We start from the raw sequence: 13875 nt of genomic DNA, 5'->3' as shown, positions 1-13875 counted from the left end.
CGTATTCCAGTTAAAAATCAAAGACCATGAAACCTTCGTAAATCTTATTTTACGACTGCGGAAGGTCCTAGCTTAATTTGTTCATTCCCCGTACTTGTCCGCGTAAAATAATGATCTTGGGAAGCCTCTTCAATATCCCGGTAAGCCCAGTGCTTGGACGGAGCATCCTTCCATGTCGGTACGACCACGCCTTCCAGTGGACCGCGTTTCAGAATGCGGTTCAGTACCGTTACGGCTTCGGCGCGCGTCAGCGGCTTGTCGGGACGGAACGTGCTGTCCGGCATCCCTTTCATAATGCCCGCCTGGATCACCAGCTCCAGATCCTTCTCGGCCCAATGCCCCTGGATATCCTTCATATCACTTGCAGTGGAAGTTTCGGCTCCTTCTTCCAGACCAAGCCAGCGGGTGACGATCGCAGCCATCTCCGCTCGGGTAATCGATCGTTCCGGACCGAATCGTCCATCCGGGAAGCCCTTCATCAATCCCGTCTTGGTCATTTCCAGAACGGCATCCTTGGCCCAATGCGTGGCTGTCATATCCGGATAATTCACCGGTTCCAGGATGCCGGCTTTTCCGGTACCTACCCGCGTCAGCATGGTTGCCATTTCGGCTCGGGTGAGGCTTTTTTCCGGCTTAAATGTGCCATCAGGGTATCCTTTGATATAGGCTCTATGGTTCCCCTCGGAATCCGTTGCCGAAGTGCCGGAGCCTATATTTCCTGCCTGCCCCAGGCTTTGACCGTGATCCTTCAAATACTGGGCAAGATTATCAATGTTTACGATGGTAAACGTGCTGAATTTCGTAATGTTAAAAGAAAGCCCCATTCTGTCTTCATCATATGTGCCGATCTCAGGCTTCACGAGAACCCGCTCGCCATCGCTATGCTCGATGAATACGGCCAGATTGGACATGAATCTTTCCCGTTCCGCGGCTCCCGAAGGAATCGAGGACGGATCCAGCGGCAGCATGATCGTCACGGCGCGGCTGCTCATATTGGTCTCGATCGTCATTGGACGTCCAACAACATAGATGCTGCCGTTGCCGAGAACTTCCCGAACCACTTTCTCCTGCTTGGCACGCGTTTCTACCTGCTTGCGTTCATCTTCCTTTTTAATCGGAACGACACGGAAATACAGGTCCTTAGTTAACCCCAATAAAGATTCAGCAGGTAAATGGATTTGGGCGTTTTCCGTATATATATCCAAATCCAGGCCTGCACTCACCAATTTTTCAATGGCATCTTTGGAAATGTTGACATCAATGGATGATACTTCGTCCTTCGCATCCGGAATGTACAAGCGGGCCGTCGTCGAGCCGTTCGCTTGAGCCATTTTCACCGTTTCCTCGGCCTGGCTCTGCGTGTAATTGACAGTGTCTTTTTTCGTTTTGTCCGGCAGCGTAGTCCGGGTAATGGTCGTTTTGGCCGCGTTTTCGAACTGCGATCCTTTGCCTACCTGGACATTAAGTGTAATCGTCTCGGTCTCAGGCTGTGGAGCCGGCGCTGGAGATGGGTTTGATCCTCCCGATCCTCCGCCGGTGCCGCCTCCTTGGCCGTTACCCGGTGCAGGCGCCTCAGCCTTGACGGTGAGTGTAAATTCTTTCGTTTCAGTAGCGTCTCCTTTTGTAACGGTCGCCTTCAAGGTGATCGTCTGATCCCCTTGACCGCTGGCAGGACGGGTAACTTTCCCGGTAGCCGGATCGACGTAGCCTTCCGGTTCGCTGCTCCATGTGATTTCGGTTCCATGCTCTCCGTGCTTCGGAAGCTCAACGTCGTTTGTTACGTTATTTTTGTCTTCGCCTTCACGATATACGATGTTCAGATCGGCTTTGTCCAGCTCAACGGATTCCTGATCCGACATCGGCAGTGCTTTGACGATCAACGTAAATTCTTTCGTTTCCGTAGCGTCTCCCTTTGTAACGGTCGCCTTCAAGGTGATCGTCTGATCTCCTTTATCATAAGCCGGACGCGTAACTTTTCCGGTAGCCGGATCGACGTAGCCTTCCGGTTCGCTGGTCCAAATGACCTCGGTTCCATGGTCTCCTTGCTTCGGAAGCACGATGTCGCTTGCTACGTTATTTTCGTCCTCACCTTCATGATAGTCGATGTTCAGATCGGCTTTGTCCAGCTCAACGGATTCCTGATCCGTCTTCGGCCGCGCTTTGACGAAAAGCGTGAAGGTTTTGGTATCCTTCGCGTCGCCATTGGTAATCGTTGCGGTCAGTGTAACCGTCTTGCCGTCTGCTGGACGTACCACGGTACCATCCGCCCCGATCACGCCGGAATCGCTGGAGGTCCAAGTAATCCGGGAGCCGTTCGCTCCGCTCGTCTTCAAACCGACATCGCCGGTAACGCTGGTGCTCGAATCGCCGTCCTGATACATAATGTCCAATGTGTTCTTATCCAGCTGCACCACTGTATTTTGACTAGGAACGTCCAAATAGAAGCTGTTGGAGGTCAGGCTGTTCCCCGTCCCCTCCACTCCATTCGGCTGAATCGTGACTGACGCATACTTGGAAACATCATCTTTTACGATGGTCTGGCCAGTAAAAGTTACGATAATAGTCTGATCATCCTTTTGGATGACACTATACGTGATACCTTCAGGCAAGTTATTCACGATCAAGCCCGTTCCCGCTTCAGGAGCAAACTTGCCGTTGCTAAGCGTAACCGTCAGCTCGGGAGCAATCGTTCCATCCGGCTGGTCCATAATACGGTCCGGTGTCACCGTAATGGTTGGCGGCGGGTCTTGGAACATAACACCGAACGAATTCGATGTTACGTCTTCGGTCAACGTGATCTTCTCGCCCGGAGCATCGATTCTTTCCTCGTTCGGGTCAATGCATTCCTTCGCTATGGATAGGACGATATCCGAAACGCTATTCGCCGCCGAATGATCCAGCGCTTTGCCGGTCAGCGTAATGGATAGCTCGTGATCTGTGCTGCTTACGGAGCCGACTTCAAGTCCTGGCGGAAGTTTATCGATCCGAATGTCCTGAACCGTCAGCGGACTGTGAAACGATCCATGATACAATGCTGCGACGATGGTATTCGCGGACTCGCTCAGTGCGCCATCGTTATCATCCGATTCCCGGAGCTCAGGCGTTTGCACCAACAAGTACGGTTCGGGTTCATTGAAATTGATTTTAAAGGAGTTGCTGGTCAGATTGTATCCATTGCTTCCGATTACTTTACTCGCATCAACGACAAGCGACGACATCAGATCGTTAACATTATCATGATCATTCGCATACGTATCGAAAGTCACTGTGATGTGGGAAGGGTCTACGAAAGTCACTTCTGGATCGGCCATTCCGCTTGGCAAAGGATCCAGGTTAACATCGCCGGTAGCGATATCAGCTGCAAAGATGCCATTTTCGACGCTGACATTCAGCGATCCTTGAACCCATCCATGACTGAAATCAGCAACCTCTGCGATCTCGCCTTCCTGGACATGAATCCGTGCCGGATCGGCAAAGCCGATCGAAAAGACAGGGGTCGTCAAATCCTTGGTCGCTCCCGTGATCGCTGCTTTATTGATCGTGATGGAGACGCGGTTCGATGAAAATTCCTTGCTATGGTTTGCCGCTTGCCCGTTAAAGGATACCGCAATGCTCTTTCCATCCCCGCTTGGTACGACGGAAGGGGCCAAACCGCTTGGCAGATTGTTGACTTTTACATCACTCGCTTGAATATTAGGGCTAAACGTTCCGCTAGAAATGTAAATGGTTTGTTCTCCTGCTACGGAACCGTTATTTTCAGGCGCTTCCTGCAGCATTGGTTCACTTAAGCTCAGATTCGGATTCACGTAAGGGAAAATCGTCACCATTTTCTCGGCAAAAATCCCGCCTGGCCCTTCGATCCGCACCTTGGTCGTGATCTGCTTATCCGATATTAAATAAGTAAATGCTTTTCCATCATTACCGGTCGTTACCCGATCCTGGACAATGCGCACTTCGGGATTATCAACCTTAAGGGTCAGGGGAATGTTTCCTGCCGGCGTGTCGTTGACCTCCAGCGTGGAGATGTCCAGCTTTACGCGCTGATCAGCCTCTGCAGTCGGGGTGAACGACACACTTTTCGGCGCCTCCACGTAATTCTGGGAATGGATATCGATCGGGCTATAGGTGTTGGCAAAGTACCACTTGGTAACGTTGTGCTCCTGCCATGCCGAACCAGTCGAAGCCGTAAACCCGACATACACATCGTCCGACTGCAAAATGTTCGTCAAATCCAGGCCGGTTTTGCGCAGAACATATCCTTGAGGACGGATATCGGTCGTGCTCATCCGCACTTCGATGGACTTGTCCTCACCGTTGTAGTCGATCCATGCATGCTGAGTTGCCGTGTTTTGACGCATCCGGATGTCCGGCGTGCTATCCAGGTTGCGGTAATCCCCGATGAAAGAGTTCGCGGCAGTCGCTTCTTTTTGGACTCTATGGTTCACGTCTCCATTGATGTCGACCGCCGTGTGATTCGTATAAATACTGTCCGAGGCATTTGCTCCGAGACCTGCCGGGTCGCCCAGGTTCCCGATGTCCGGACCGTTGCGGAACGTGTCGAACTCGACGCCGACGCTTTTGCCGATTCCGGCATATCCAAGACCCGAACCCACTCCTCCGGCACCATTCGAAGTTGTCTGAACGGTAAAGACCAGGCCGTCCGCCCAAGTCCACGGCTTACCGTTTACGACTTGGCCGCTACCCTTGGTCATATTGAATTCTAAATACGTACTGAAGGACTTATTATTGGACAAGGAAATCCGGTTATTGTTAAACACGGTTCCCCATTGACCACCCACATTCGGCGTCAATCTCAGCACCTTGTTCACGATCGCCGAGTTGCCGTTCAGCTTCAATCTTCCATCCTGGTTGAATTGATCGTATTTAAATGTCAAAAAATTCTGTTTATCCGTTTGAGCATGACCGACAGAAACGAACAAATGACTCGCCTGCAGGCATATCAGCGCAATAACCAACAAGCAGGAAGTCAGTTTTTTCTTAAACATGTTCCAATCCCCTTTTAATATAAAAATTTGTTCGGCGACAATGCGACCTTCCGATCAGAAAATGATTTTATTGAGCACATCATACTCCTTTGAATGAGTCATAATACCTATCCATGATTGAAATGTAACAGATGCCACTGAACCGATTCTGAACATTTTTTTACATGTTTCTACAAATTTAGACGAATTTAGAGGGACCGGAATCGAATCTCATGAATAGTCACTCCTTCTCGCTTAACTCTAGCCAGCGCCATCCCACAACAAAAAAAGAGGACGCCTCAGGCGCCCTCTTTTCACTTCCATCTCGTTTAGATTCCAACTCAGGAAAACGCAATATTCAATGTTTTGATTTCATACGGCGCCAAGGCGACCTCGATGTCCCGTCCGGCAAACGGCAGCGCTATTGGATGCTCCTCCATCAGGTCGGTTTCCTCCGCTGTGCGAATCGTTCCAAGGTACGGGTCAACCGACACCGCCGCTTTCGTCCGGATGCCTCCGAATTCATAGAGGCGTACGATCAGCGTTTGGCCATCCTCAGCTTTCTTAACCGTGTCGATCATGACGTTGCGGGCATCTACCTTGAGCATGCCAAGCACATCAGGGAGTCCGGCGCTGCCTGAAACGGCAGCGGACATCAGCGGCGCATTCAGCTCACAAGCAGTCTGATGCGTTCCGGCTTCATACCATCCCCCGCTGTGCGGATACAGTGAATACGTGAACTCATGCAGCCCTTGATCCGCATTTCCGTCAGGGTACACAGCTGATTTGATGAGGCTCAAGCGGATGACGTGGTTCCGGATGTCATGTCCGTATTTGCAATCATTCAGCAGGCTGACACCGTATCCGCCTTCCGACAGGTCCACCCAGCGCTGGGCCACGGATTCAAACCGGGCATAATCCCAGCTCGTATTCCAGTGCGTCGGTCGCTCCACGTTGCCGAACTGTATCTCATAGGTCGCTTTCGTCGAACGAATCTCCACAGGGAATGCCGTTTTCAGCAGCTGCTGATGCTCGTTCCAGTCCACGCTCGTCTTAAAATCAATGCGCGGATGATCACGGTAAACGGTCAAATGCTGCTCGATGGTAGAGTTCTGGTAGCTGTAGACCAGCTTCAGCACACCCCGCAGCGGACCGGCTTCAAGTACTGTCAGCTCCTGCAGATTGTCCACGACAGTCATTTTATCCTGGTAGTAAATATCGATATCCCAGGCATCATGAGCCATAGGCTTATCCTCAAACACCTGAAGCACGTTTGCCGGCTGATCCGGCTTCAGCACTTCACGTCCGGCCTGCTTGTCAAAAAGTGAGACGATCTGACCGGATGCATTCAGACGGATGCTGTAATACGGCGTTTCCAGATAATCCGTCTTGATGCTCCATGATTCCGAAGCATGGCCTTCACTAGCAGGCGCATCCACTGAGCTGCTATCTTTTTCGCTGCGCCCGTAAATCGTAATATATCCATAAGCAGGGACATCCTGAACTGCTACCAGTACTTTGCCCGCTTGTGCTGCGGATTGCTCCGCTGCAGGCTGAATATTCAGCTTCACGCCGTCTGCGGTATACCAGCTGAAAGCCGCTGTATCATCCAGATCAACTTCAGCCAGGAAGGAGCGCGTCCAGCCAAGCGAATTAAAGATGCGCACAGGCAGTCCTTTTTCCGCACCGTCTTCTGCCTTACTACCCTTATGCCCATTCAGACCGGCTAGCCCAGTTTCAATTGCCGCAAGCGCGAGCTTTTCCGATTCCTCATATTCAATCTTGCTGTCCTCATACACTTCATGGATGGAAGAGCCCGGAATAATGTCATGGAACTGGTTGCGCAAAACGATCTCCCAGCTCTCCGCCAGCTGTGCGGACGGATAAGCATGCTCCGGATTTAAAGCGAGCGCGAAGGTATTCAAATATTCCGCATTATGCAGCAAAAGCTCCATCCACCGGTTCATCCGCTTGTTGTAAGCCTGGGAAGTATAGGTCCCGCGATGGTATTCGAGGTAGAGCTCGCCGTCCCATAAATGGAGCTGCTGCTGATCCTTGACCTGTTCTTCCAATTGGACGAAGAAATCTTCCGCTCCACCCGCCTTAACCTGAGGTGCCCCTGGCATATCCTCATAACGCCGTACAGCCTCGAGCATATCGCGGGTCGGACCGCCGCCCCCGTCACCCCAGCCGTAGGCCAGCAGCAGGTTGTCATTGATATCCTTTTGACGGTAATTATTCCACAAGCCCTGAACCGAAGCGCCTGTCACATTGCCGTTGTACGTATAGAACCAGCTGCCGTCATTATCCGGAGTCGTAATGTAATGCGTCAAAATTTCCGTTCCGTCAATCCCTCTCCAGGTAAAGGTATCATATGGGAAGCGGTTGTATTGGCTCCAACTGATCTTGGTCGTCATGAAATAATCGATGCCGCTCTTTTTCAGGATCTGCGGAAGCGCCCAGCTGTAACCGAACACATCAGGCAACCACAGCACACGGTTATCCACGCCGAATTCATCCTTGAAGAAGCGTTTGCCTGTCAGAAGCTGGCGGACCAGCGATTCGCCGGAAGGAATGTTGCAGTCCGACTCCAGCCACATTGCCCCGGTTGCCTCCCAGTTACCGCTCTGAACACGGTTCTTGATTTTGTCATACAGCATCGGGAAGTCCTTCTTCAGATAGGCATAGAGCTGCGGCTGCGATTGAAGGAATACATATTCCGGGAAGCGTTCCATCAACTGCAGAACCGTTGAGAACGACCGTCCTGATTTCTCGCGCGTATGCTGCAAACGCCACAGCCAGGCCACATCGATATGGCAGTGTCCCACCGCAGTAACCTGCGGGCGAGGCCCGCGCGGGATCGCTTCAAGCCGCTCCCGCAGCGTCTGACGGGCCACCACCGCGGATGCGTAGAATCCCTCGGAGCCAGGCTGACTCCAGTCCAGACAGCGGAACGCTTCTTCCAAGGCTGAGGTCAGCTCATGTCTTTCCAGTTGGCGTTCATCCAGCTGCTTCACAGTTTGCAGCATATGCAGCGATGTATAATACAAGTCATCTACATCTGCGTCCAGGACCGCCATGCTCAGCGAGTCGATACGATGATCGAATGGCGAGCGTCCATCTGGTGCTGTCAGTCCGCTCCAGGCGTAAATAGCCAGCTCGGCGCTGCCTGCATCCACCGTATCTGCCGGGAAAAACAGCTCGGCATGATTTCGGTCCACTGCTTGCAAAGGCTCCCCATTCAAGTAGACCTGGGCTTCATAGCCGCTGCAGTTGCCCCCGCCCGTTTCCCCAAGCTTGATCAGACCAATCACATCACGGCCCTTCCAGCTCTGAGGGAATTCTACTTCTGTCATAAACCAGGCGTACTGGTCTCTTCCGCCCCAATGATCGCCAACGCGGACCACAGGACCTGAAGCAGCCTGCTGCCATGCTTCCTTTAGGTTTTTTACATCGGGCACCATATGAATGGCATCTAAAGTCCGGCCCTCTCTATATCTGAGTCCGGCCAGCTCCCGGATACGATTTTCCAATTTCTGCAGAACGAATCTCATAACTGTTCATCTGCTCCCTTCTCCGTACTTCTGTTTTAATATATATAATATATCATTTATGTCTAATATAAAATATTTGATTTTACTCATTAATAAAAAAAAGTAAAAACCGGTCCCCCTCGGGAAAACCGGTTCTCATTATTCATTGTTTTACTGCTCAGGAAGGTACAGGGCCTGTAGTTTGATTTATCACCAATTCGGGCTGTAAAATGATTTTGCTGTATTTCGGCGTGCTGTCGGGATGTTCAAGCATGCTCAGCAGCCTGCTCGCTGCCTCAAAGCCCATTTGCTCTTCATTCTGGTCGATATACGAAAATACGCTGAATTCCTCCATCATCGGGCTTGGATTATCAAAGGTGATGATGGACACATCCTCCGGTACCCGCAGACCCGTCTTTCGGGCTACGGACCAAATATGCACTCCAAGCCTGCAGTTCAAAGCGATATAGGCGGTCGCCATTCTGCTTTTAATAAAACGGTGCAGCGCGTAATCTTCCTTATAGGGCGCATCCTGGATACTGAAATCGGTCAGTATAAGCGCCGGATTGATCAGAGCCCCCTGCTGCTTCAAGGCCTCGTTATATCCCTGAATCCGCTCCTCCACCGTCACGGTTGGCATCGGCGTATCCGAACAGATCGCAATACTGCGGTGTCCCTGGTTCCATAGATGCTCCACAGCCAGTATAGAACCTTGAAGCGGATCCGACAGGACGACATTCGTCTCAACGCCCGGCAGATGGCGGTCCAGCAGCACGAACGGATAGTTCTGCATTTTCAGCGCAATGATTTCTTCGTTATATACTTCGGCATCAACCGGAAAGATGATCAATCCGTCCACGCTTGCGCGCAGCTCGCGGATCGCTTCCTTTTCCAGCTCCTTGGAATTGTAGGTAAACATCACAATCAGTGAATACTTGCTGTCCTTCAGCGCATTGCGGATTCCTCTTACCATTTGTATGGCGAAAAAATCCTCAATCGACGGGAAGATGAGTCCGATTTTGGGTGCATGCTTGGCATGGATCTCCGAAATGACAGCGCTGCTGCGAGCGCTCCTCATGTAGCTCTCCGGAATGCCTTTGACATAGCTGCCCCGGCCCGGTATGCGGTATATCCAGCCTTCATTCGCAAGATCCGCCAGTGCGTTCGCCACCGTAATGCGGCTGACCTGAAACTGGTCGATCAATTCTTTTTCGGTTGGAATCCGATCATCCTCAACCAATTGTCTGGATGAAATCAATTGCTTGAAGTGATTTTGAATCTGGATATACAGCGGTTCCCGTTCCTGACTCATTAGCTAATCCCCCATTGATGTGTTATCCTTCGCTTCCATACCGTTCTCATTTTTCTTGGCATGTTTATGTAAGCATTATATCATCTTAGCCATGAGACAAGTCAACGGATTGCAACCGCTTTCTGCCTCGCAGCTCCCGGGGAGTACGATTGTATTTCTTTTTGAAGGCACGTTCAAAATGGTTCAACGTCCGGAATCCTGACGCAAAGCATACCTCGGTAACGGGCAGCTCCGTCAGCCGCAGCAGCGAACTTGCGAACTGAAGCCGCTGCTCCTGCACAAAGACTTGAAAAGGCAAGCCAAGCTGCTTTCGGAAGCATTCGCTGAAATAACTGTCTGACAGGCCGGCATGCCTGGCCACATGATGGAGCGTCAACGGCTCCCGGAAATGATGCTGAATATACGTTACCGCGGCCCGGATGGACGGGTGCAGATGCCCGCCTGCCGGATAATCCTGTCCTTCTGATGTCCCCAATCGCGCCAAATCGATCAATACCCGCTCCAGGGCACCCTGGGCGACCCAATCGCTGCCGGTCTGCCTCTGCTCACTCTCTTCCCACATCCGGTCAAACTCGGCGCGAAAGGCTTTCCATTCCTGCTCATTCAAGTCATAAACCCGTTCGGTGGAGCTTTGAAAAAGCCACTGGAACAGTTCCTGACGAAGCATATGCTGGGTAAACACCACATCATACAAAACGATAACACGTCCCGGATCAGGAATGATTTCGTGGAAATCAGCCGGCGTGACCAGGAAAAGGCTGCCTGCTTCAAGGGGCATGCTTTTCCCGTTCAGCACATGCGTGCCCGAGCCTTCGAGTACCAACGCCATTTCAAAAAATTCATGCCAGTGCACCTCGACGGCCCCATCGATCCGATGCCTGAAGATGCGAAAGGGAGAAGATTGGGACAAATAATGCTCATTTAGCAGCCGTTTTGGCTGATTGTCGTCCATATCGTCACCCTTTCTTATTCATTTAATATATATTACACGTTAACAAACGGGTTGCCTGCGATATCCTTGCCCCGAGCCAACCAAATCCGGAAGCCTGCATTTTTCTCCGGCAGAACCTTCGCTTCCGTGGAAAAATAACGCATCGTGTACCCGCAGCGGCGGTATGGACTCGTGTTCGGCTGGGCTCCATGAATAATACGCGAGTCATGCAGGGAGCATTCTCCAGGCTCGAGTTCAAAATACACGGCTTTGGATTCATCCACGCCTTTAATCTGGGTGGAGAACGTGTTTATTTTACCATCCACATCCTCATAATCGGAAAAGCCGTTATCATGCGTGCCCGGAATGACGCGCATACAGCCGTTTTCCTCCCAACTCCGGTCGATCGCGAGCCAGACGGTCACAATCTTGTCGAATCGGTCAAGGCGGCCTTCCCAATAGGCGGAATCTTCATGCCAAGGCGTAGCGCGTCCCGTGTAAGGATCTTTACAAATAAAATGGCTCGACCACAAACCGATATTCGGTCCGATAACCGTCTCCACCAAATCCAGCACCTCGTCGCTCATCAGAAAATCAAACAGGCGCTCATCGCGAAAATGCGGTGTATCGAGCTCATCAGACAGCTTATTTCCCTTTTCGGCCAGCTGCTCCTCGAAAATCTGCTTCAGCTCGCTGAATTTTTCCGGACTAAACAGCTGTTTTTTGTATAATGCATATCCATCTTTACGGTAATCGTTAACCTCTTCCACTGTCAACTTGGCTTGGTTCATATCGTCTCATCCTCCCGGCGGCGTGTGATATTTGTTACACCTTTAATGGTACGGATGCTCTTGATCTCATGCTTCGTTTATTGCCGGGAAAAGTGTGCATATTTTCGGATTGTTGTCATGGATGGTCTGCATCGCCCACGTGTGTACAAGCCCTGTTTGCAGGTATAATAGAAATACTTACTACTGACTACCGATTGGCGGGGGAGTTGACCTCATGATTCATATTTTAGTGGCGGATGACGATGCTCATATTCGTGAACTGCTGAGACATGTCCTGCAGCATGAAGGATACGCCGTGTTTGAAGCGGCAGACGGCATCAAAGCTTCAGAAGTACTGTCCAGAGAGAAGGTTCATCTCGCGGTGATTGATGTCATGATGCCGGGCAAGGACGGCTTGCAGCTGTGCAGTGATATCCGGCAGGACTTCGATTTTCCCGTAATTTTGCTGACGGCGAAGGATCAGCTGCCTGACAAAGAGAAGGGCTATACGGCAGGCACCGACGACTATGTGACCAAGCCTTTTGAGCCGAAGGAGCTGGTATTCCGGATTAAGGCGCTGCTGCGCCGCTATCAGATGGTCAATTCACAGGTGATCAAGCTGAACAATACCGTGATTGACGCAAAAAATTACATGGTGCACTGCGGCGACCATATGTTCATGCTGCCCATGAAGGAATTCGAGCTGCTGACACAGCTGGCCAGCTATCCCGATCGCACGTTTGCCAGAGAGGAACTGATACAGCTGATCTGGGGATCGGACTTTGAAGGAGATGACCGTACGGTCGATGTCCATATCAAAAGGCTGAGGGAACGCTTCGCGGATTTGACCGATGATTTCAGCATTCGCACCGTGCGCGGCATCGGCTACAAATTGGAGGCGGCCAAACCATGAAATCCCTGTACATGCGGATCGTCCTCACAACAATTGCCGTAATGATGCTGAGCAGTGTGCTCGCCTTTGTCGCGGCCAACATCTTTTACCAGTATGAACTAAAGCCTGTAAACGACGGCAAAGTCACGCATGTAGCGGAAAACATCAAGCATTTCTACGAGACCAACCCCGTGGAGGAAAGGGAGCCTTATCTCCAAAACATCGGCACGCTCGGCTACCAGATCTACGTCGTTGACCCGCGGGGCAGCGGCATCTTTTACGGCGGGGAATTCCGCAATCAAGAGCTCTCCCCTTCGATCATTCGGCAGGTGCAGCAAGGGCAAGTGTATCACGGCATCAAGCACTTCCCTTCCAAAGCCTTCATTACTGGTTTTTTTGATAACACGCTGATCAATACCATCGGTATTCCACTGCAAAATGGTACGGAAACCTATGCCCTATTCGTGCGGCCCAATGTGGATATGCTGTTCGGAGAGCTGCATATTTTTCTGGCGGTCATTGTTGTTCTGATTATCCTGCTGAGCATTCTGCTCGTCGTCATCAGCACCCGGTATATCGTCAAGCCGGTCACGAAGCTGACCGAAGCCACGCGGCTGATTTCGCAGGGAACGTATCATTTGAAGCTGAACGTGAACCGGAAGGATGAAATCGGCCGGCTCGCAAGCCACTTTTCCCAGATGGCCAAAGGACTGGAGCAGCTCGAAGCGATGCGCCAGGAGTTCGTGTCTAACGTATCGCATGAAATCCAGTCGCCGCTCTCCTCCATTCAGGGCTTCTCTCAAACGCTGCAATCCGGCGGAGTAAGCGAAGAACAGCGAAAGCACTACCTTGCTGTCATCGAAAGCGAGGCCAGGCGTATGTCTCAAATGAGCCGGCAGCTGCTGATGCTGGCTTCGCTGGATAAAGAGGAAGAGGTGCTGGAGAAGACCCGCTTCAATGTCGCCGATCAGATCAAGGAAGTGCTGCTGACGACCGAATGGAGCTGGCGGGAAAAGGAACTTGCCTTGAATATGCAGCTTCCCGAGGTGAGCATCTGCGCAGATCAGAAGCTGCTGCATCAGGTATGGGTGAATCTGATGACGAACAGCGTCAAATTCACGCCGGAAGGCGGCATTATCTCGATCCGGCTGCATCAGGATGAACAGAACTGTCACGTGGATTTTAAAGATTCCGGCATCGGAATATCCGAAGAAAATCTGCCACATATCTTCAACCGCTTTTACAAAGCCGATAAAGCCCGCAGCCGCCATGAAGGCGAGACGGGCAGCGGGCTGGGACTGGCGATTACTCATAAAATCATCAGCATGCATGGCGGTAACATAACGGTGGAGAGCAGGGAAGGCGCAGGAACCGAATTTCATATCTGCCTGCCGCTCCGATAACTGCATGGACGATATCAGGATGATCTGGTTCGAAAACAGCTCATCCTGA

The 13875-nt window shown here is 51.4% G+C and carries 7 protein-coding genes; 2 read left to right on the top strand and 5 right to left on the bottom strand.

The window, feature by feature from the left end:
- Window positions 1-44 precede the first annotated feature (44 nt).
- From E6W40_RS22890 to E6W40_RS22870, 5 genes are all read right to left on the bottom strand, one after another.
- On the bottom strand, window positions 45-5006 hold the full coding sequence (locus tag E6W40_RS22890; protein ID WP_136607869.1) for an immunoglobulin-like domain-containing protein: 4962 nt from the start codon (window positions 5004-5006) through the stop codon (window positions 45-47).
- 320 nt (window positions 5007-5326) lie between these two features.
- Window positions 5327-8539: an alpha-mannosidase gene (locus E6W40_RS22885; RefSeq protein WP_136607868.1), complete on the bottom strand. Its 3213-nt coding sequence runs from the start codon at window positions 8537-8539 to the stop codon at window positions 5327-5329.
- A gap of 157 nt (window positions 8540-8696) precedes the next feature.
- Window positions 8697-9830 (bottom strand): GntR family transcriptional regulator, encoded by a 1134-nt coding sequence (locus E6W40_RS22880; RefSeq protein WP_136607867.1) that lies wholly within the window; start codon window positions 9828-9830, stop codon window positions 8697-8699.
- 85 nt (window positions 9831-9915) lie between these two features.
- Window positions 9916-10782 carry a helix-turn-helix domain-containing protein gene (locus E6W40_RS22875; protein ID WP_136607866.1) on the bottom strand — a complete coding sequence of 289 codons (867 nt, stop codon included), beginning with the start codon at window positions 10780-10782 and terminating at the stop codon, window positions 9916-9918.
- Between the two features lie 32 nt (window positions 10783-10814).
- Complete coding sequence (locus E6W40_RS22870; protein WP_136607865.1) at window positions 10815-11552, bottom strand: phytanoyl-CoA dioxygenase family protein; 738 nt, start codon at window positions 11550-11552, stop codon at window positions 10815-10817.
- A gap of 214 nt (window positions 11553-11766) precedes the next feature.
- Here E6W40_RS22870 and E6W40_RS22865 point away from each other — a divergent pair, with 214 nt between their 5' ends.
- Both E6W40_RS22865 and E6W40_RS22860 read left to right on the top strand, forming a co-directional pair.
- A complete protein-coding gene (locus tag E6W40_RS22865; protein WP_136607864.1) occupies window positions 11767-12444 on the top strand; it encodes a response regulator transcription factor in 678 nt (225 codons plus the stop codon).
- On the top strand, window positions 12441-13826 hold the full coding sequence (locus E6W40_RS22860; protein WP_136607863.1) for a sensor histidine kinase: 1386 nt from the start codon (window positions 12441-12443) through the stop codon (window positions 13824-13826). The genes E6W40_RS22865 and E6W40_RS22860 overlap by 4 nt, the downstream gene beginning before the upstream one ends.
- Window positions 13827-13875 lie beyond the last annotated feature (49 nt).

This window comes from Paenibacillus dokdonensis (genome assembly GCF_004916975.1).
GTDB lineage: Bacteria > Bacillota > Bacilli > Paenibacillales > Paenibacillaceae > Paenibacillus_AQ > Paenibacillus_AQ dokdonensis.
Note: the sequence above shows the minus strand (reverse complement) of the source record. Positions and strands in the feature narration are given on the sequence as shown.